Raw genomic sequence first — 19,025 nt, 5'->3', positions numbered from 1 at the left:
CCGGGCTTGTCCCGGTGATCCACGGCTTCTTCCCCTTCAACCGGGAAAGAAGGCGGATGGCCGGAACAAGTCCGGTCATGACGACAAACAGGAGCATTTCCTTAAAGGAGTAACATTCAATGGCCGCAAAAGACGTCAGGTTTTCCGGCGAGGCGCGCGAGCGCATGTTGCGTGGCGTCGATATCCTCGCCAACGCGGTAAAGGTGACCCTCGGCCCGAAGGGGCGCAACGTCCTGATCGAGAGGAGCTTCGGCGCTCCCCGCATTACCAAGGATGGCGTCACCGTCGCCAAGGAGATTCAACTCGAGGACAGGTTCGAGAACATGGGCGCACAGATGGTGCGCGAGGTCGCCTCAAAGACCAATGACACCGCGGGCGACGGCACCACCACTGCCACCGTGCTGGCGCAGTCCATCGTCCGCGAGGGCGCCAAGGCGGTTGCCGCCGGCATGAACCCGATGGATCTGAAGCGCGGCATCGACATCGCGGTCGCGGCGGTGGTCAAGGACATCGAGAAGCGCGCCAAGCCGGTCGCCTCTTCGGCCGAAGTCGCGCAGGTCGGCACCATCTCGTCCAACGGCGACACCTCGATCGGCAAGATGATCGCGCAGGCGATGCAGAAAGTCGGCAACGAGGGCGTCATCACCGTCGAGGAGAACAAGTCGCTCGAAACCGACGTCGATATCGTCGAGGGCATGAAGTTCGACCGCGGCTACCTCTCGCCCTACTTCATCACCAATGCCGAGAAGATGAGCGCCGAACTCGACGACGCCTACATCCTGCTGCACGAGAAGAAGCTGTCCGGCCTTCAGGCCATGCTGCCGGTGCTCGAGGCGGTGGTGAAGTCAGGCAAGCCGCTGCTGATCGTCGCGGAGGATGTCGAAGGCGAGGCGCTGGCCGCGCTCGTAGTCAACCGTCTGCGTGGCGGCCTGAAAGTGGCCGCGGTAAAGGCGCCGGGCTTCGGCGATCGCCGCAAGGCCATGCTGGAGGACATCGCGATTTTGACCAACGGCCAGCTCGTCTCCGACGATCTCGGCATGAAGCTTGAGAATGTCACCTTGAACATGCTCGGCCGCGCCAAGAAAGTACTGATCGACAAGGAAAACACCACCATCGTCAATGGCGCCGGCAAGAAGAAGGACATCGAGGCGCGGGTCGGACAGATCAAGGCGCAGATCGAGGAGACCACTTCGGACTACGATCGCGAGAAGCTGCAGGAGCGTCTGGCCAAGCTTGCCGGCGGCGTCGCGGTGATCCGCGTCGGCGGCGCGACCGAGGTCGAGGTCAAGGAAAAGAAGGATCGCGTCGAGGATGCGCTCAACGCCACACGCGCGGCCGTGCAGGAAGGTATCGTGCCGGGCGGCGGCACCGCCCTGCTGCGCGCCAGGAAAGCCGTCGGCCGTATCGCCAACGACAATCCGGACGTGCAGGCCGGCATCAACATCGTGCTGAAGGCGCTGGAAGCTCCGATCCGCCAGATCGCGGAAAACGCCGGCATGGAGGGATCCATCGTCGTCGGCAAGGTTCTCGAGAACAAGACCGAGACCTTCGGCTTCGACGCGCAGAAGGAAGAGTATGTCGACATGGTCGCCAAGGGCATCATCGATCCGGCCAAGGTGGTGCGCACCGCGTTGCAGGATGCCTCGTCGGTCGCGGGCCTGCTCGTAACCACCGAAGCCATGGTGGCCGAACTGCCCAAGGAAGAGACCGCGCCGGCCATGCCCGGCGGCGGCGGAATGGGCGGCATGGATTTCTGAGCCGCTGCCGACTTGCACGACTTCGCCAGAAGGCCGCCTCCAGGCGGCCTTCTTTTTTGGCGAAGCGGGTTTCGTGTCGTTTTCGAGCGGAGCATGCCCTCGGCCTGACCCGGCGTGGAATCCGGTTCGCGTGAGAAAACGCGTCAGATCAAGAATCTGGAGTTTTTGACGGTTTCCGTGAAACGGTGAAAAACTCTAGGGTGCAGCCGATTCGACAAACGGGGATTCTCTATGCGCACGCTGCTGTGGTGTCTGGGCGGCCTGGTGGCGATCTCACCGAGCCTGCTGTTCGCGCAGGACAGGCCGCTTCCCAAACCGCCCGGCGGTGCCGAGGTGCGATATTTCACCTCCATCGACGGGCTGATGGAGGGCAACGCCGACGTCATCCTCAAGGAAACCCGCCAGGGCAAGACTGTCACGGGCGCCGTCCTTGATGCGTGTTACCCCGCGGAAAAAGGCTCCGATCGCAAGGATCGCTTCGTCGTCAACCTCACGGTGAACGGCTCGACCCTGACAGGCACGACCCAAAGCATCGGCGACAAGCTGCCGGTCACGGTGACGCTCACCCGCAAGCCTACCGGCGATACGTTCGAGTTCGACGGCCGGGTCAGCGTCGGCCAGACCGTCACCAAGGTGACATCGACGGACAATTCCGATCTCAGCGAGGCCGAGTTCAACGAGAGCCGGACAACCGACGACGGCATCACCGCAACGCCGAAGGATTTCACCGAGGTGTCTCCCGAGGCGATCGCCGTGAAAGTCAAACTCGACGCGGCCGCAGACCTGCTCAAAGGGCTGCGCGGACAAAACGTCGAAGTCGCGCTGAACAGCCTCGAGGTGACCTGCGAGGCGCTGCGGGCCGGCGCTCAGGTCATCGACATCAATGTCGATCCGGAGCGCGCGCCCTCCCTCATCGCCCGGTTGAAATCGTTGCCGGGCGTGATCGCCGCCGGCTGGAGCGCCGGCCTGTTCGACATGGACCGCACCATCCGCTTCCCCGCGGCCGAATGGCGCGACAATGGCAAGCTCAATCGCGACAAGCTCGCGACCGCCATCTCGGGTGTGCTGGAAAAAGCCCTGGACGCAAAGCCGGTATCGACAAAATGGAGTGATGACACCGGCAAGCTCACTCTCACCTTCAAGCGCCCAAGCGAAATGGTTCCGGCGCTTGGACTGACCGATACCATCGAGGTGACCGCGCTGCCCGCTCCCGACAAGCCCGGCGGGTCGGATCACATGATGCTCTGGATCGGCGTCCCCTCGACGACCACCGCGGATGAAAGCGATGGGCCGAAGCTCAATCTGGCCGACGACCAGTCCTCAGGAGAGGACGAGGACGCCGAGACCGACGACAGCGGCGCCGTGGAGGCGCTGGCCAAGCATTTCAAGGCGCAGCGCTGGAACGCCGATAAATCGGTCTGGAAATGATAGCTTCCTCCCCGACCCTCTCAGCGTCCGTTTGAGAACTCGTTTCCGGGATCTCCCGGGCGCGCTGCGGCACGACGTGACGCCGCGCAGGCCCGGATCGTTGCGGTGCGTACTGTTGCGACCCCGGATTGGCATCGTACCGCTTCGCGCTGCGCCGCATCCGGGGAAGCGCCGCGCTTCGATGAGACGTCAAATGCAAACCGCAGCTAATTCGTATTGAGATGGAAACGTAGCGGGGTCGGTCCGTCGAACGAGATTTCATCGCCCTGTCGCGCCCAGGTGCTCGCGGCAGAAAGCGCCGTGATCAGATCGTCATCGACCTTGGCTGTCTCCGGCGGACAGGCGCGGTCCTCCAGCGGGCCGGCCGCGAAGATGACCGTGTTGCCGGCAACCGAGAACTGCCCCTTGCCGCCCTTGCACCACAGTTCGAGCCTGACCTCGCCGCTATCGCCGATGTCCAGCGACGGCACCCGCTTGGAGCCGGGTTGGGGCGGCGCATCGAGTGTCATCTCGAGGCCGAACGGAAACCCATCCTGCGCCGAAGCCGGAAATGCACCGATGCTTGCAATCGCGGCCGCAGCCGCGACGACACCGAACCGGAAGCCGAACCTTGCTGCCATCTGCCCTCGTTGAATGATGATCGCGACGCCGATCGCACCCGCCGTTTTACAGCGCGGATCAGCCGACGTGAAGCCTGCACCCGGCTTGCAGTCCGCGCCGCGCCACCATCGCTGCCGCAGCACCGGCACCGTCTCTTCCGACTAAAGGTGCGTTTTATTTCAGGCTGGTCATCGCAGTCAGGTCAGCCGACAGCTTGGCGATGAAAGTTGCGCCGCACCAGTTGGAACCGGCGCCGCCCGGATTGTTGTTCGTAAAGCTGCCATTGAGCGGCGCGGTGAAATCGGACGTGAATGCGTTGCAGTTGCCCTTCGACAGGTCGCTGTCGGAGTAGCGCAGATCCAGCGTAAACACCTTGTAGGTGAGACCGACGCCGATGTTCCAGGTGTTGTAATCGGCATACTTGATGCCGTTCGGAAACGGACCCGCGAAGCCCGCCGCAGCGACACCCGTGCCATAGAACGAGTCCGATGTTCCGAGCCACTGGCGGCCGAACTCACCCGACACGTACATGCCGATGCCGCTAGCTCCGAACGCGGCAGCGGGCGCGGTGTACTTGGCGGTGATCGACGCGTAGTTACCCCACGCGCCGGTGTTCAGGAAGTTCGGGGAGTAGTATTCGTTCAGGCCGACAGCCCAATTGTCGCTGACGGTGTAGTTCACCTTGGCGAAGCCTTCGAAGAAGCTCACGTCCTTCTTCATGACGTTGCCGTTGAGGAGGACGTTGTTCGCGCATTCAGCGCTCAGCAGGCGGCCTGCGGTGTCGGTCGGTGCGCCGTAGTAGCAGGCGCCGCCGGGATACAGGTAACCCCAGACGCCGAAGTCGAAGGCGAAGGCGCCGAAAGTCGGTCGGATGCCGCCGTAGACATCGACCTCTGCCGCCGCGCGGTTGGCGAAAGAGATGCTCTCGACCGCAGAGCCGACGTAGAGCTGCAGGTCCTTGGTGAGGTTATAGCGAGGCTCGAAGTAAGCGGTCACCGACGGCTTGTGGTTCGACTGCGTCACGCCACGGAACACGTAGTCGCTCACCACGCCGGCGCCGAAGGCGATGTCCCACGGATCAAATGCGACGGGAGGCGGCGCCTTGTAGGCCTTCACCGCCATGTCCGCCCCTAGCGCCGAGCTTGCCGTCAGCGCCAGCGCCGCTGCCGCCAGAATCACTCTCTTCATGACGAACCCCCGTCCACCCGAAAAGCCACCCCAATCTTGAAGGCCGCGACAAAATCACAGAGGCCGCGAAGAAGGGGAAATTTGACCGAAACCGATTTCCTTTTCGTTAACCAAGAATGAGGTCCCCGCTGAAAACCGGGAAGCCGAAATAGCGGGCATTTGCCGCCTATCTGTGCGCCGAAGCCTGTTTGCAACACTTTTGTTCGTCGGCATCACGGCGTCTCGCTCACAAGAGCGAAGCGGCGCGAACCAACTCCCACGCTTCCGCGGGCACATCGCACCGGACGGAACCAGCAACCGGCGGACGAGATTTCCGAGCCGGACTTTCTTGCAAATGAAAAGGGCCGCAGCGGCGACGCTGCGACCCGGCTCAAGTCAGGTTTGCCAGTGTTCCCTTAGATTCCGAAGTTCGCACCAAGGGTCATCGCACGACATGCGAACATCGGAATCGGGACGCTCCAGCTTTCGAGCAGGCCCTCGGCCTGGTCCGAGGGTAACGTCTCCCGCCCCCTCATGGAGTCCGGAAGCGGCTCCCTCTAGTTGCTCTCGCCTGAACCCGACCCGTGAGTATGGTCCGTCGAATGATCCATGTGACCATGGGACGAGGAAGGAGCAGCGGGCTCGGGCATCGCCCAACTCGAGGCCAGCGTGGAAGCGGTCGACGCAGGCCGTGGCGCGGCTCGCTTGGCTGCGGCCTTTTTCGCCGAAGCCCGTCGTTTGGCCGCCGGCTTGCTTGCGGATGTCCCGGAAGATGTCCTGGCGGCTTTCTTCGGAGACTTCTTCGCGGATTTCCTAGCCGATTTCTTTGCTGATTTCTTGGCCGATTTCTTGGCCGATTTCTTCGCTGATTTCTTCTTCGCCGTCTTCTTTTTCGAAGCCGTCTTCACCGACTTCTTCGCAGTTTTCTTCGCCGATTTCCTCTTCGTCGCTACGGCCTTCTTCTTGCTCTTCTTGGCCTTAACGCTCTTCGCCTTCCTGGATTTCTTAGCCATCGTGGTCCTCCTGTTGCCGGCAATCAATTCAATCCTGGCCGGGGGCCGCCTGTCGCCCAATCGAGAAGTTCAATCGTGTGAACAACAGGGACCGACGTTCCACCGGCAATCTGGACCATGCACCCGATATTGCCCGTAGCGATCATGTCCGGCTTGACGCTCGCGATATTGGCGACCTTCCGGTTGCGCAAGCTGTTCGCAATGTCAGGCTGGAGAATGTTGTACGTCCCCGCCGAACCGCAACACAAATGACTCTCGGGTATATCTTTCACCACGAATCCATTCTTGGAAAGCAAATCTTTCGGAAGCTGCGTGATTTTCTGCCCGTGCTGAAGCGAACAGGCGGAATGATAGGCGATGACGAGATCGCTGCGCCTCTGCGGCGCAGGCAAATCGAGGCTCGCGATGTACTCGGTGATGTCCTTGGCAAGGCCTGAGACCCTCGCGGCCGGAGCGGCGTAATCGCAGTCCTGCCGCAACAGGTAACCGTAGTCCTTGATGACTGTGCCGCAGCCGGACGCCGTCACCACGATGGCATCGAGGCCGCCGCGTTCCGCCTCACGGAGCCAGGCCGTGATGTTGGCCCGCGCCCGCGCCAGCGCATCCCGGTCGTCGCCCATGTGATGCGTCAGCGCGCCGCAACACTGCTCGTCCGCAACCAGCACCACCTCGACGCCGTGACGGGTCAACAGGCTGATCGCCGCCTCGTTGATACGCGGCGCCAGCACCTGCTGGGCGCAGCCTTGCAGCAGCGCGACGCGGCCGCGCCTCGAACCCTTCGCCGGGAACACACTGCCGGCGGCCGCTCCGGAAGACGGCAGTGACGCCGGCGCAAGCGCCAGCATCGCCTTGATTCTGCGCAGGAACGTCGGCGTCGTCGCACCGGCTTTCGAGCCCGGCAGCAGCGCCGCGAAGGGCCGGCCGAAGCGCGCCAGGATCATGCTGGCCCGAAACAGTTGCGGCCGCGGCAGCACATAGGCCAGAACCATTCGAAGCAGCCGTTCGGGAAGCGGTCGTTCGTACTCCTTCGCGATCTTGACCCGCGCCTGATCGACCAGATGCATGTAGTTGACGCCTGAGGGACAGGTCGTCATGCAGGCGAGGCATGACAGGCAGCGGTCGATGTGCTTCACGACCTCCGCGGTCGGCGGCTCGTTCTTTTCGAGCATCTGCTTGATCAGGTAAATCCGGCCGCGCGGACTGTCGAGCTCGTCGCCAAGCAGCACATAAGTCGGACACGTCGCCGTGCAGAACCCGCAATGCACGCATTTGCGCAGGATCTTGTCGGCCTCGGCGATATCCGGATCGGCCAGTTGCGCGGGCGTGAATTCGGTTTTCATGAGATCAGGGTCCGGGTCAGCCTGCCGCGATTGAGAATGCTTTTCGGATCGAAGCTCTGCCGCACCCGCTCGGACAATGCAGCGACGCCTTTCGCCTGCGGATGAAACACGTCGACCGCGCGCCGCGTTCCCTCGTCGGCCCGCAGCAGGGTCGCATGGCCGCCGATCGCGGCGAGTCCCCGGCGCAGAGCCAAGGCGTGAGCATCGACCGAGGGCGGCAGCGCCGCCCAGATCAAGCCGCCGCCCCAGTCGTAGATCACCTCGCCGCCGGTCTCGCGCGCCAGCGCCTGACCGAACGCACCGCCTCGCGCCGGCGGACAGACGATCCGCCACACCGGATACGCGCCTAACGCGCCGCCGGCCGCGAACGGCATGACGTCGCGGATATCGCGCCACAGAGCCGCCGACTGCGCGCCTTCGACGAGTTCGGCAGTTCCAAACGAAGCAAGGTCGGCTGCGAGCGCCGAGGCGCGGTGAGCGACCGAGGCGGCGATGCCTTCCAGCCGCAACAGCGTTACTGCCTTTCCCACGGTTGTGAGGCTAGCCAGCGCGTCCTGCGCGGCCCCGAGAGCCGTGCCCGGCACATGCGCCGCCCCCGAGACGTCGTACGGCGAACCCAGCGCCGCCGTCATCGCCCGGTTGGCGGCGACGTCGTCGAGACCGCGCATCACCAGCGTGCGTTCCGTCTCGGCTTTCGGCATCACCTTGAGCGTCACCTCTGTCATGACCGCGAGCGTGCCCCACGATCCCGCCAGCAGCTTGCAGAGATCGTATCCGGTGACGTTCTTCACCACCCGGCCGCCAGCCTTGAAACTGTCACCGAAGCCGGAGACCGCGTGAACGCCAAGCAGATGATCGCGCGCGCCGCCGGCCTTGATGCGGCGCGGGCCGGCGAGCCCCGCCCCGATCATGCCGCCGATGGTGCCGCGGCCGGAGCGAGCATCGAGCAGCGCGGCGGTGTCCATCGGCTCGAACGCGAACTGCTGATTGCTTGAATCGAGCAGCGACAGTACCTCATCCAGCGCGGCACCGGCCTGCACCGTGATGATGAGTTCGTTGGGCTCATAGGACGTCACCGCATTCAGCGCCGAGACGTCGAGCACCGCATTGGTCGCCATCGCGTGGCCGATCGGCCGCTTCGAACCGTGACCGATGATCTCGAGCGGTTGTTCGTCGGCGATCGCGGCGCGCACGGCGGCTTCGACATCGGCGGCGTCGCGGATGCGCAGCACGGTCACGGCTGCCCGCAGACTGCTGTGTTCCCTCCCCCCTTGTGGGGGAGGGTCAGGGAGGGGGGTAAGCAACGAAATCTGGAGCTGGGATTACCCCCCTCTCCACCTCTCCCCCGGCGCATGTCGGGCCGGCCCGATATGCGCCATCCATGATTCAGATCGCGCAAGCGCGATCTGTTGGGGAAAGAGAGCAATTCGTGCCCGAATGCAATGCCGAGTTTTCTCATCAATCTTCTATCTCAACTACCACCCTCAAAACCTCGGCAGATCCGGAAACGCCAGCTTGCCGCGGTGGACGTGGACGCGCCCGAGTTCGGCGCAGCGGTGCAGCGTGGGAAACACCTTACCCGGATTGAGCAGCCCCTGCGGGTCGAACGCGCATTTCAGCCGCTGCTGCTGGTCGAGATCGACCTCGCTGAACATATGCGGCATCAAGTCTCGCTTTTCGATGCCGACGCCGTGTTCGCCGGTCAGAACGCCGCCAAGCTCGACGCAGCAGCGTAGGATCTCCGCGCCGAACGCCTCCGCCTTGTCCATCTCTCCCGGCTTGTTGGCGTCGTAAAGAATAAGCGGATGAAGATTGCCGTCGCCCGCATGAAACACGTTGGCGACGCCGAGGCCGTATTTCTCGCTGAGCTCGCGGATGCGGGCGAGCGCCCGCGGCAGCGCGCCGCGCGGAATGGTGCCGTCCATGCACAGGTAGTCCGGCGAGATGCGGCCGACCGCCGGAAACGCCGCCTTGCGGCCGGCCCAGAACAGGTCGCGCTCGGCTTCCGAACCGGAGATCCGGCAGGTGGTCGATCCGCAACCCAGCGCGATGGCCTCGACCCGCCTGATGAGTTCATCGACCTCGATCGAAGAACCGTCGAGCTCGATGATCAGCAGCGCCTCGACGTCGAGCGGATAGCCGGCATGAACGAAGGCTTCCGCGGCATGGATCGCGGGCTTGTCCATCATCTCCATGCCGCCGGGAATGATGCCGGCGCCGATGATCTTCGCGACACACTCGCCGGCTGCTTCGACCTGCGCGAAGCCGACCATCAACGCCCGCGCGGTTTCCGGCTTTCTCAGGATACGAACCGTGACTTCGGTAACGACGCCGAGCAGCCCTTCGGAGCCGGTGATAATGCCCATCAGGTCGTAACCCGCGTTCTCCGGCGCCTTGCCGCCGACCCGCAGGATTTCTCCCGACATCAGCACCAGTTCGCAGCCGAGCACGTTGTTGGTGGTCATGCCGTATTTCAGGCAGTGAACGCCGCCGGAATTCTCCGCGATGTTGCCGCCGATCGAGCAGGCGATCTGCGATGACGGATCGGGCGCGTAATAGAAACCCGCATGGGCCACCGCCTGGCTGATGGCGAGATTGGTGACGCCGGGTGCGGTGACGACGACGCGGTTGTCGAAATCGATCTCGCGGATGCGCTTGAATTTGCCGAGTCCCAGCAGCACCGCATCCTGCAGCGGCAACGCGCCGCCCGACAGCGAGGTGCCGGAGCCGCGCGGAACCACCTTGATGCCGTTGTCGAAGCAATATTTCAGAACGCGCGACACCTGCTCCGTGGTTTCCGGCAAAACCACCACCATCGGCGGCTGACGATAGGCGGTCAGGGCGTCCGATTCATACGGCAGCATTTCCGCGGCGCTGGAGATCACGCCTTCTCCGGGCACGATCGCGCGCAAGTCCGCGACGATGGCATCTCGGCGATCGAGCACCGCTTGATCCGATGCGGGCATCATGATGGTCATATGGCAGGCGCTCCGGCGTTGCGAATCTGATCGCGGGTCGCAACAAACCCGTTGGATCAACCACATTTCCTATGTCTTGTGTAAGCATCGTCGGCCCCTCGTTAAACAGGATTGTTCGGGTTTCGGCCGAATGCTATGGTTGCGCGATAAGGTCGCGCCCGGAGCGCGACTGGCTAAAATATTGAATCGGCTGCCGCGCACCCGGCGGGCCCGCCAGATGGCCTTTTTTGCGCCTAAATCACACTCGAATCATTCTAAGATCGGTGGTATCCTTCGATTCTGCGGTTCGCATCCAAGGTTGTCGCACGACCTGCGTGCTACAGAATACAGCCACCGACCTTTCCTCTCCGGAAAGGTAAATCCCAACCTGCTTCAGCCTGAAGCCATCACTAGGAACTCAGAGGTCTCCATGAAAACGTTCGCCATCTCCGCATTGACCGTCCTCGGTTTCGCGCTTGCTAGCGTAGGCAGTTCGTCCGCGGCGGACGTAGAAGCCGGAAAGACCGCCTTCAACAAGTGCATGGCCTGTCATGCCATCGGCCCGGGCGCTGCAAACAAGGTCGGACCTGACCTCAATGGCCTGGATGGACGCAAGGCCGGTACCGAAGCAGGTTATTCTTATTCGGACGCCATGAAGAATTCCGGTATTACCTGGAATCAGACGGAGTTCGAGGAATACATCAAGAATCCCAAGGCCAAGGTTCCGGGCGTCAAAATGGTGTTCGCCGGCATCACCAAGCAGAGCGAACTCGACAATCTCTGGGCCTACGTCTCGCAGTTCGACAAGGACGGCAAGATCAAGTAACGCCCCTGTCGCGTTTCGAGCGAAGCATGTCCTCTGGCTTGACCCGAGGATGGATACGGTTCGCGTCTAGGAATGCGTCAAAATAAAATCATGGAGCCTTGCTTCTGAGTCCGTCAGAAGCGGAAAGTCTTCCATGAATTTTAGCCCGCGCGCTCCCCTGCCGGCATCATCGTCGGCAGGGCAGCCTGCACCACAAGCCCACGGGCGCGTGCATCGGTCACGCCGACCGCGCGCAACGCCAGCAAGGTGGCGGTCTGCACCACGTCGCGCAGCTTTGCCGGATCATCGAGGTTGTCGGGTGTCAGCGGACCGACAAGCGATTCCTGCAGTGCGCCAAGCAGAGCGGTCGCAGCCAGCGACGTATCCTGCGCCGGCAGATGTCCGGCCCGCACGGCGGCGATGATGCGCTTCTCGATCTCGCCGGCGATCTCGCGGCGGCTTGCCAGACGCGTCACCGCCACATCGACATCGATCGGCTCCGCCAGAATGCCCCACGCCAGTTTACGGTGCGACACCATGTGCACCGCAACGGTCGCGAGCGCGGCAGCGAGCGCCGAGGACGGCCCCGGCGCTGCCTCGGCGGCGGTGCTTATCGCCGCCAGTTCGTCGCGCGAAACTTCCTTTATCAGTTCTGAAATCAGATCCGCCTTCGAGGGAAAATAACGATAGACCGTGCCGGCGGCGACGTTGGCGCGAACCGCGACCGGTGCGATCTGCACCGCTGCCATGCCGCCGCTGCTGGCCGTATCCCGCGCCGCCGTCAAAATGGCGCGGCGACGCGCGGCGAGGCGCTTCACGACCTGCTGGGTCCGCCGGTACACCATGCGCGTTTCATGTCCTTAGCGTCCGGTTCAACCGCGTTGAATGGGACGCTAATCTATCCCTCCGGTTGAGCATGATAAAAACCAGTTCCCGCTTTTCGGGATCATGCTCTGGCGGACACAGCCGTTCTTGACGACTGAAGGACTGAATACCTGTTCATGTCGGAAGGCAAGGACATTCGGATCGCTTTTCGCGATCGTTATCACGAGCAGCGGTCGAACCTGATCGGACGCGCAACCCGCCTGCGTATCCCTCGAATGCGACGCGCTCCGCTAAAGCGTGCGAGTGGCCATCCCAAGCATCAGAGGTGAAGCATCTTCAACACGCCGAGGCCCTGGAGGCCGACGAAGATGAGATAGATGGCAATGACGAAATTGAGGAAGCGCGGCATCAACAGGATCAGGATGCCTGCGATCAATGCCACGATGGGCTGGATATGCGCTGCCGTGATGACCATTGAGAGAATCTCCACTGATGCGATTTGCGAATCGCGGAAAACCTTATCTGCCGCGCTAGCTTCATGATAGCGGCTGCGGTCGATCTGGGGTTCCGCCTCATTTGTGACATTGCCGAAAATCGCCGCAGAAATGCCAAGCTGAAGAGGGGAACGTTAGCAGGCAGGATGAATTGGCATGACAACCCGACTGTGCGCCTCGGCTGCGCGCATTCGGCTCTGCAAAGGAGGTCGATCATGAGACATACCGCTGCGGCTGTTGCCGCACTTGCGACTGTACTCGGCACGACACTTGGTGCGACGCTACTTGGCACGACGCTCGCTGCTCACGCGCAAGGCGTCACGGTCGGCGCTGCGCCGTCGACTGAGATGGTCGTTACCCAGCCGGTCGAAGTCGATGCCAATGGCAGGATTGTCGAGGAGCAACTTCCGGCGTTTCGCGAATACGTCGTGACCGAGCGCATCCCCTCTTACACCGTTCCGCAAAACATCGTCATCGGCGCGGTCCTGGCTGACGAAGGCATAACCCTCTACGACGTGCCACAGCGTTTCGGCGCGACGCCCTATCGCTACACCGTCGTGAATGGCGAAACCGTTCTGATCGAGCCGCGCACGCGCCGCATCATGCAGGTGGTCGACTGAGCTTCCGGGACCGCTCCCGTCGCGGGCGAAGGCGCGGTCGGTTTTCAAGGTCAGTTCGCGTGACAACAGCGGCACGATCGGAGCCGCCGCCACGCGGGCAGCCGGGGCCCCGTCCCGTCACCTCCAGGGACGGGGTTTCCGGTTTACCGCGAGGGGCGCGGGCACGGTTGCAACGTCAATCCTGAATCCTGGAGAAATCGGCGACCGTGCGTGTCGCGGCGCGAATTTCGTTGAGCAGCTTCAGGCGATTCTCACGGATATCAGGGTCGTCGTCGTTGACCTTTACCCTGTCGAAGAAGGCATCGACCGCCGGCCGCAGTTTCGCCATCGCAGCCATGGCGGCTGCGAAATCTTCCTTGGCGACAGCAGCGCTTGCTTCAACCTTTGCCTGATCGATGGCCTTGGCCAGCGCCTTCTCTTCGTCGAGCCTGTAAAGCGATGCATCCGGTGCACCATCGAACGTGCGCTTGTCCTTCTTCTCCTCGATGGCAAGGATGTTCGACGCGCGCTTCGTCCCGGCGAGCAGGTTCTTGCCGTCATCGGTGTCGAGGAATTTTCCGAGTGCCTCGACGCGGCGGACGATCATCAGCAAATCGTCTTGTCTTTCTAAGGCAAACACCGCATCGACAAGATCGTGCCGCGCGCCCTGCTCGCGGAGCTGGACTTTCAGACGATCGGCGAAGAAGGCGAGAAGATTATTAAATAGTTCCCACGCAAAATTAGCCGTCGCATCGGCGAATTTGATCGCAGCATCACGCCCAGCTTCTTGTACTAAAAATTGCTCGAGTTGCTGAATAGTCTGACTGTCAAATCCTATTGCTTCAAGTTTTTTGAGCTGATGATGCTGTTCGGTCAACTGCATAAACCTCAAATCGACAAGAAGCTTCGCAGTTGCAACGGCAGGCAATTTTCTTAACCAATTTATTCGAAGATTATTTTCCAGTATTAGCCTGATCACCCCCAGCGCCGCGCGTCGCAGCGCATAGGGATCCTTGCTGCCCGTGGGCTTTTCATCAATCGCCCAAAAACCGACCAGCGTGTCGATCTTGTCGGCGAGCGCGACTGCAATGGAAACAGGATCGCTTGGCACGCGGTCGTTCGGTCCCTGCGGCTTGTAGTGCTCCTCGCACGCCGCGGCGACGGACGCATCCTCGCCCTGTGCAAGCGCGTAGTATTTTCCCATCAGGCCCTGCAGTTCGGGAAATTCGCCGACGACTTCGGTCAACAAATCGGCCTTGCACAAACGCGCCGCACGCTTCGCTTTCTCGACATCAGCACCGACCAGCGGCGCGATCTCGGCGGCCAGACGTTCGATGCGCGCGATCCGCTCGGCCTGGGTGCCGAGCTTTTCATGAAACACGATTTGCTCGAACTTCGGCAGCCGGTCTTCCAGCTTCGTCTTCAGGTCGGTCTCGTAGAAGAACTTCGCATCCGACAGCCGCGCGCGGATGACGCGCTCGTTGCCGGCGACGATCGCCTTGCCGCCGTCACTCGCCTCGATGTTGGCGACGAGAATGAATTTGTTGGCGAGCTTACTGGTCTTTGGATCGTTGACGACAAAACACTTCTGGTTGTTGCGGATGGTGGCGCGGATCACCTCGCCCGGTATCGACAAAAATTCCTTGTCGAACGAACCCATCAGCACCACCGGCCATTCGACGAGGCCCGCGACCTCGTCAAGCAGCGCCTGATCCTCGATCAGCTCATAGCCTTGCGCGAACGCCAGTTCTTTCGCGTCGGCGAGGATGATGTCCTTGCGTCGCTGCGGATCGAGCACGACCTTCGCCGCCTGCAATTTCGCTTCGTAATCCTCAAAGCGCCGCACGCTGAATTCGTCCGGCGCCATGAACCTGTGACCGCGCGTCACCTGCCCCGCTGTGATGCCGGCGACGTCGAACGGCACCACGTCCGGCTCCTCAGTCTCCATGCCGAAGGTAGCAACGATCGAATGCAGCGGCCGCACCCATGTCAGCGCGCCGGGCCTGGCCGAACGCTCGCCCCAGCGCATCTGCTTCGGCCATGGGAAAGTGCGCACGATCACCGGAAGGAGTTCCGCCAGCACCTCGATCGCGGGCCGTCCCTGCTTCTCGATCAGCGCGACGTAGAAATCGCCTTTCTTCGGATCGCGCTGGATTTTGGCTTCGTCCAGCGACTTCAGCCCCGCGGCTTTCAAAAAGCCCTGCACGGCGGCGTCGGGCGCGCCGACCTTCGGTCCCTTGCGCTCATCCTTGAGATCGGGCTGACGCGCGGGAATGCCATGCACGGTGAGCGCGAGGCGACGCGGCGTGACGAAGGCTTTCGCGCCCTCATAAACAAGACCCTCGGCGACGAGCTTGTCGGTGACCATCCTGCGCAGGTCGTCCGCCGCCTTCGCCTGCATGCGCGCGGGAATTTCCTCGGAGAAAAGTTCGAACAGAAGATCGGGCATTCGCTTAGACGCCGCCCGCGTCGGTATGGAGCCACGCCTCGCCGCAGGCCTTCGCCAAGTCGCGCACGCGCAGGATGTAGCTTTGCCGCTCGGTCACCGAGATTACGCCGCGCGCGTCGAGCAGATTGAAGACGTGGCTCGCCTTGATGCACTGGTCGTAGGCCGGCAGCGCCATCAGGTGCGCCTCATGCTTGCCGGGCTGCTTCGGATCGTCCTGCCAGCCGGCATCGAGATATGTTTTGCACGCGCTTTCGGCCATCCTAAACTGCTCGAACAGCATCGCGGTATCGGAGTGCTCGAAGTTATGCCGCGAATATTCCTGCTCGGCCTGCAGGAACACATCGCCGTAGCTCACCTTGTCGGCGCCCTCGCGGCCGTTGAAATTGAGATCGTAGACGCGGTCGACGCCCTGCACGAACATCGCCAGCCGCTCCAGCCCGTAGGTGAGTTCGCCCGCCACCGGAGCGCATTCGACGCCCGCCACCTGCTGGAAATAGGTGAACTGGCTGACTTCCATGCCGTCGCACCAGCACTCCCACCCCAAACCCCACGCCCCCAGCGTCGGGCTTTCCCAATCGTCCTCGACAAAGCGGATGTCGTGTAGCGCGCTGTCGACGCCGATCGCGGCCAGCGATTTCAGATAGAGGTCCTGGATGTCCGGCGGCGACGGCTTGAGGATCACCTGAAACTGATAATAGTGCTGCAGGCGGTTGGGATTCTCGCCGTAGCGGCCGTCCTTGGGACGGCGCGAGGGCTGCACATAGGCCGCATTCCAGCGTTTCGGCCCCAGCGCGCGAAGCGTGGTCGCGGGATGGAAGGTGCCCGCCCCCACCTCCATGTCATAGGGCTGCAAAATCACGCAGCCATAGTCCGCCCAGTAGCGTTGCAGGGTCAGGATCAAGCCCTGGAACGAGCGTTCCGGGCGCATGTGCGGAGGCAGGGTATCCATCGGACTTGTCGGAGATTCGGGTGAAAGCGCGGCGACCGTATCGGCCGCGGAAACCCAAATCAAGCGATGGCGGGACAACGGTTAACGAAAACGGCCGACATTCCAGCTAATGGCGGCACGACCCGTGCAGCCCGGGCCGCCGGACTTGCCGCCGGGACCAGAGAGGCATGGGCGCCTGCTATTCTTAACGGGGTCAGGCGAACGGCAAGGCCGTTCGCGCGCCCGTCTCAGTCGTGTCAGTCGGGCCGGTAGGCACCGGTGCGGGAATCGCGCCGCAGGGTCGGAATATCGCGGCGCGCCGGCTCTGCAACACGGGCCATCCGCGCCTCGTCAAGCTCCTGATTGATCCGCTTGGCGGTGTTGTAGAGCCAGCGGAACGCGACTAGTCCACCGAGGGTAGCTGCAAGTGCAATCAGCGGCGGCATCGGTCGATCCTCTTCCTTCGTTGTCGGACCCCCATTCGGCTATATTCTCGCCCAACCTGATCGTTCCCGCAATCGCTGTTTCATCACCAAATAGCGCCGAATTTCGGCGCGGCAGCCTCTAAAAGCCGAATTTGGCCCAAATCGCCCGGGTTTCCAGCGCGGAAATCAGGTCGTCAGGCATCCCCGCGATTCCATCGAGCGCGGCCAGGGTTCCGGCTCCCGGCTTGCGGCCGAGCAGCCCCGCCAGGAAACCGCTCGATGGCGCGATCAGCGGAGTCACGACCTTGTCGCCAAACCGCGCCCGCAACGTCGAACGCAGATCGCCGATCGCGTCCGCCAGGCCGAGCGCGACCGCGCGCTCTCCCGCCCAGTATTCGCCCGTGAACAGAAGATCGTCCGTGCCTTTCAGCCGCGCCCCGCGGCTTGCCTTGACCAGTTCGATGAAGGTGCCGTGAATCTCGCGCTGTATCGCCTTCAGGCGAGCCACGTCGTCGGGATTTTCGGGGAGGAACGGATCGAGCGTCGCCTTGTGTTCACCCGACGTATAGAGCCTGCGTTCGACGCCGATCTTCTTGATCAGCTCGGTAAAGCCAAAGCTGCTGCCGACCACGCCGATCGAACCGAGGATCGAGGACGGATCGCAGAAGATTTCGTCGCCCGCGCAGGCGATCATGTAGCCGCCCGAGGCTGCGACATCCTCGACAAACATCAGCACAGGAAGCTTTTTCTCCTCTGCGAGCTGCCGGATGCGCAGGTAAATCTGGCGCGACTGCACTGGCGAGCCGCCCGGCGAATTGATCACCACCGCCACCGCTTTGGCGTCGTTCACAGCGAACGCCCGCTCAAGCGTCTTGGCGACGCCCCCAAGCGTCATGCCTGGCCGGAGCGGCGTGACGGCGCCGATCACGCCGGACAATCGCACCACCGGCACAACCGTGGTGCCGGGACGCCATCGCGTGGGAATCAGTTTCATCAGCGCTGCTCTCATGCCGGCTCCTTGCGCTCCGGCGGTTCTGCACCATGCAACCGCCGGAAGTTACACAAGGATGTATGCAGCTGAGATGATTATCGGTAGTCTTCTCAAAGCCTTTTACCTCACATCTGCTTCAAACGGCCGCAAAGGATGCGCGAGCGCCGTGCACAACGGCTCATCTGCCGTCACATCGCCAAGACCTGCGCGCCGGCCAAAATCTCGCGGCTCTCCTTGCTCGGCAGGCCCGTCTCGTCGGCGAGCATCAAACCCGGACAAAGCCTGAGCGGCGCGCGGCTCCCTTTGACAGCACGAACCAGGATGCGGATCGCAGGCTTGCCGGCATCCGGATGAACAGGCCGAATCGCGACACCGCCGAAGCCGCGACCGAGCACGGCCAACACCTCGGCCAGACCGTCGCTGCGCCAGATCAGACTGAGCACACCGCCGGATTTCAGCACCCGACGAGCCGCATGGACCCAACTGTCGAGCGTGACGGGCTCCGCGACATGGGCCGCGCGACGGTTCTCATCTGGCGATGGCCGATGCCGCTCCGAATCGTTGAACGGAGGATTCATCAGCACCACGTCGGCGCTGTCGGGACCGAGACCGGCGCCTGCGAAAGCCTCCGCTCCGGCTGCGATATCGAGGGTGCAGACCCGCGCCGCGATCGCGTTGTGAACCGCGTTGCGGCGCGCCAGATCGGCGAGGATTTCGTCGCGTTCGACCAGCGTCAGATCGATGCCGGCAAGGCGCGTCGCCACCGCGAGCCCGGCCGCGCCGACGCCCGCTCCGAAATCAACGACATGATCGCCGCTTTTGCCCGGCGTCGCAGCGGCCAGAAGCATCGCGTCGTGGCCGGCGCGATGGCCGGACAAGGGCTGGTACAGCCGCAACCGACCGCCAAGAAATGCATCCTCAGATCGTGCGCCGGTCATCGTCCGGCATCGTCGGGCCGCAATTCGTGGCCCAGCCCCGCTTCGACGAGAAGCCGGCGTGCCTCGGCGTTGTCCTCGTCATGCACCAGAATGCGGCGCGGCAGGATGCCGAGCGACCCCTCGATCACGCTCATGTTCTGGTCCAGCACCAGGTAATGGAGGTCGGCGCCATCCAGCAGCGCGCTGACCGCCGACACCAGCACCACGTCGTTGGTTCGGACCAGTTCGCGCAATCCCGCATTCTCCCGCGCCTCGCGCAGCTTCACGGCCCTGTGGCCCATGTCAACCGCTACATGTCAACAACTACCT

Annotated in this window: 18 protein-coding genes; 5 read left to right on the top strand and 13 right to left on the bottom strand. The window is 62.8% G+C overall.

Annotation, left to right across the window (positions count from 1 at the left end; translation table 11 throughout):
• The first annotated feature begins 119 nt into the window (after positions 1 to 119).
• Together groL and ACS3WB_RS10995 are read left to right on the top strand one after the other, a co-directional pair.
• Positions 120 to 1,757, top strand: a complete 1,638-nt coding sequence (gene groL, locus ACS3WB_RS11000; protein ID WP_438275597.1) for a chaperonin GroEL — start codon at positions 120 to 122, stop codon at positions 1,755 to 1,757.
• Between the two features lie 231 nt (positions 1,758 to 1,988).
• Complete coding sequence (locus ACS3WB_RS10995; protein ID WP_438275596.1) at positions 1,989 to 3,185, top strand: hypothetical protein; 1,197 nt, start codon at positions 1,989 to 1,991, stop codon at positions 3,183 to 3,185.
• A 206-nt stretch (positions 3,186 to 3,391) separates the two neighbouring features.
• Here ACS3WB_RS10995 and ACS3WB_RS10990 read toward each other — a convergent pair whose 3' ends face one another.
• A complete protein-coding gene (locus tag ACS3WB_RS10990) occupies positions 3,392 to 3,805 on the bottom strand; it encodes an META domain-containing protein (RefSeq protein ID WP_438275614.1) in 414 nt (137 codons plus the stop codon).
• Between the two features lie 154 nt (positions 3,806 to 3,959).
• Complete coding sequence (locus ACS3WB_RS10985) at positions 3,960 to 4,973, bottom strand: TorF family putative porin (protein ID WP_438275595.1); 1,014 nt, start codon at positions 4,971 to 4,973, stop codon at positions 3,960 to 3,962.
• A gap of 648 nt (positions 4,974 to 5,621) precedes the next feature.
• Between ACS3WB_RS10985 and ACS3WB_RS10980 the strand changes: the two genes are divergently transcribed.
• Entirely contained in the window at positions 5,622 to 6,104 is a 483-nt protein-coding gene (locus tag ACS3WB_RS10980) for a hypothetical protein (RefSeq protein ID WP_438275594.1), read from the top strand.
• On the opposite strand, the gene glcF is transcribed toward ACS3WB_RS10980, so the two are convergent.
• The 3 genes from glcF to ACS3WB_RS10965 form a co-directional block, all read right to left on the bottom strand.
• On the bottom strand, positions 5,989 to 7,305 hold the full coding sequence (glcF, locus tag ACS3WB_RS10975; protein WP_438275593.1) for a glycolate oxidase subunit GlcF: 1,317 nt from the start codon (positions 7,303 to 7,305) through the stop codon (positions 5,989 to 5,991). The genes ACS3WB_RS10980 and glcF overlap by 116 nt on opposite strands.
• On the bottom strand, positions 7,302 to 8,543 hold the full coding sequence (locus ACS3WB_RS10970) for an FAD-binding protein (RefSeq protein ID WP_438275592.1): 1,242 nt from the start codon (positions 8,541 to 8,543) through the stop codon (positions 7,302 to 7,304). Before ACS3WB_RS10970 ends, glcF begins: the two co-directional genes overlap by 4 nt.
• Before the next feature lie 246 nt (positions 8,544 to 8,789).
• Positions 8,790 to 10,283, bottom strand: coding sequence for an FAD-linked oxidase C-terminal domain-containing protein (locus tag ACS3WB_RS10965; protein ID WP_438275591.1), 1,494 nt, complete (start codon positions 10,281 to 10,283; stop codon positions 8,790 to 8,792).
• A gap of 409 nt (positions 10,284 to 10,692) precedes the next feature.
• Between ACS3WB_RS10965 and ACS3WB_RS10960 the strand changes: the two genes are divergently transcribed.
• The gene (locus ACS3WB_RS10960; RefSeq protein ID WP_438275590.1) at positions 10,693 to 11,088 is read left to right on the top strand and encodes a c-type cytochrome; all 396 of its coding nucleotides are present in this window, start codon (positions 10,693 to 10,695) and stop codon (positions 11,086 to 11,088) included.
• A 140-nt stretch (positions 11,089 to 11,228) separates the two neighbouring features.
• Here ACS3WB_RS10960 and ACS3WB_RS10955 read toward each other — a convergent pair whose 3' ends face one another.
• Positions 11,229 to 11,912, bottom strand: a complete 684-nt coding sequence (locus ACS3WB_RS10955) for a TetR/AcrR family transcriptional regulator (protein ID WP_438275589.1) — start codon at positions 11,910 to 11,912, stop codon at positions 11,229 to 11,231.
• A 299-nt stretch (positions 11,913 to 12,211) separates the two neighbouring features.
• Entirely contained in the window at positions 12,212 to 12,367 is a 156-nt protein-coding gene (locus ACS3WB_RS10950) for a DUF3096 domain-containing protein (protein WP_292620409.1), read from the bottom strand.
• Positions 12,368 to 12,601: 234 nt separating this feature from the next.
• Here ACS3WB_RS10950 and ACS3WB_RS10945 point away from each other — a divergent pair, with 234 nt between their 5' ends.
• Positions 12,602 to 13,006, top strand: a complete 405-nt coding sequence (locus tag ACS3WB_RS10945; RefSeq protein ID WP_438275588.1) for a DUF1236 domain-containing protein — start codon at positions 12,602 to 12,604, stop codon at positions 13,004 to 13,006.
• A 175-nt stretch (positions 13,007 to 13,181) separates the two neighbouring features.
• Here ACS3WB_RS10945 and glyS read toward each other — a convergent pair whose 3' ends face one another.
• From glyS to ACS3WB_RS10915, 6 genes are all read right to left on the bottom strand, one after another.
• Positions 13,182 to 15,434, bottom strand: a complete 2,253-nt coding sequence (glyS, locus tag ACS3WB_RS10940) for a glycine--tRNA ligase subunit beta (RefSeq protein WP_438275587.1) — start codon at positions 15,432 to 15,434, stop codon at positions 13,182 to 13,184.
• Between the two features lie 4 nt (positions 15,435 to 15,438).
• The gene (locus ACS3WB_RS10935) at positions 15,439 to 16,383 is read right to left on the bottom strand and encodes a glycine--tRNA ligase subunit alpha (protein WP_438275586.1); all 945 of its coding nucleotides are present in this window, start codon (positions 16,381 to 16,383) and stop codon (positions 15,439 to 15,441) included.
• Between the two features lie 236 nt (positions 16,384 to 16,619).
• On the bottom strand, positions 16,620 to 16,808 hold the full coding sequence (locus ACS3WB_RS10930; protein WP_438275585.1) for a hypothetical protein: 189 nt from the start codon (positions 16,806 to 16,808) through the stop codon (positions 16,620 to 16,622).
• Positions 16,809 to 16,926: 118 nt separating this feature from the next.
• The gene (locus tag ACS3WB_RS10925) at positions 16,927 to 17,796 is read right to left on the bottom strand and encodes a S49 family peptidase (RefSeq protein WP_438275584.1); all 870 of its coding nucleotides are present in this window, start codon (positions 17,794 to 17,796) and stop codon (positions 16,927 to 16,929) included.
• A 170-nt stretch (positions 17,797 to 17,966) separates the two neighbouring features.
• Positions 17,967 to 18,716, bottom strand: a complete 750-nt coding sequence (locus ACS3WB_RS10920; protein WP_438275583.1) for a tRNA1(Val) (adenine(37)-N6)-methyltransferase — start codon at positions 18,714 to 18,716, stop codon at positions 17,967 to 17,969.
• Positions 18,713 to 18,949: a putative signal transducing protein gene (locus ACS3WB_RS10915; protein WP_438275613.1), complete on the bottom strand. Its 237-nt coding sequence runs from the start codon at positions 18,947 to 18,949 to the stop codon at positions 18,713 to 18,715. The genes ACS3WB_RS10920 and ACS3WB_RS10915 overlap by 4 nt, the downstream gene beginning before the upstream one ends.
• Positions 18,950 to 19,025: the final 76 nt, after the last annotated feature.

It is taken from the genome of Nitrobacter sp. (assembly GCF_051535215.1).
Taxonomy (GTDB): domain Bacteria; phylum Pseudomonadota; class Alphaproteobacteria; order Rhizobiales; family Xanthobacteraceae; genus Nitrobacter.
Note: the sequence above shows the minus strand (reverse complement) of the source record. Positions and strands in the feature narration are given on the sequence as shown.

Coding starts and splice junctions, on each gene's coding strand:
- ACS3WB_RS10960 (WP_438275590.1), top strand. CDS start 10,693: ATGAAAACGTTCGCCATCTCCGCATTGACCGTCCTCGGTTTCGCGCTT.
- ACS3WB_RS10920 (WP_438275583.1), bottom strand. CDS start 18,716: ATGACCGGCGCACGATCTGAGGATGCATTTCTTGGCGGTCGGTTGCGG.
- groL (WP_438275597.1), top strand. CDS start 120: ATGGCCGCAAAAGACGTCAGGTTTTCCGGCGAGGCGCGCGAGCGCATG.
- ACS3WB_RS10935 (WP_438275586.1), bottom strand. CDS start 16,383: ATGGATACCCTGCCTCCGCACATGCGCCCGGAACGCTCGTTCCAGGGC.
- glcF (WP_438275593.1), bottom strand. CDS start 7,305: ATGAAAACCGAATTCACGCCCGCGCAACTGGCCGATCCGGATATCGCC.
- ACS3WB_RS10965 (WP_438275591.1), bottom strand. CDS start 10,283: ATGACCATCATGATGCCCGCATCGGATCAAGCGGTGCTCGATCGCCGA.
- ACS3WB_RS10950 (WP_292620409.1), bottom strand. CDS start 12,367: ATGGTCATCACGGCAGCGCATATCCAGCCCATCGTGGCATTGATCGCA.
- ACS3WB_RS10945 (WP_438275588.1), top strand. CDS start 12,602: ATGAGACATACCGCTGCGGCTGTTGCCGCACTTGCGACTGTACTCGGC.
- ACS3WB_RS10955 (WP_438275589.1), bottom strand. CDS start 11,912: ATGGTGTACCGGCGGACCCAGCAGGTCGTGAAGCGCCTCGCCGCGCGT.
- glyS (WP_438275587.1), bottom strand. CDS start 15,434: ATGCCCGATCTTCTGTTCGAACTTTTCTCCGAGGAAATTCCCGCGCGC.
- ACS3WB_RS10985 (WP_438275595.1), bottom strand. CDS start 4,973: ATGAAGAGAGTGATTCTGGCGGCAGCGGCGCTGGCGCTGACGGCAAGC.
- ACS3WB_RS10925 (WP_438275584.1), bottom strand. CDS start 17,796: ATGAGAGCAGCGCTGATGAAACTGATTCCCACGCGATGGCGTCCCGGC.
- ACS3WB_RS10995 (WP_438275596.1), top strand. CDS start 1,989: ATGCGCACGCTGCTGTGGTGTCTGGGCGGCCTGGTGGCGATCTCACCG.
- ACS3WB_RS10930 (WP_438275585.1), bottom strand. CDS start 16,808: ATGCCGCCGCTGATTGCACTTGCAGCTACCCTCGGTGGACTAGTCGCG.
- ACS3WB_RS10990 (WP_438275614.1), bottom strand. CDS start 3,805: ATGGCAGCAAGGTTCGGCTTCCGGTTCGGTGTCGTCGCGGCTGCGGCC.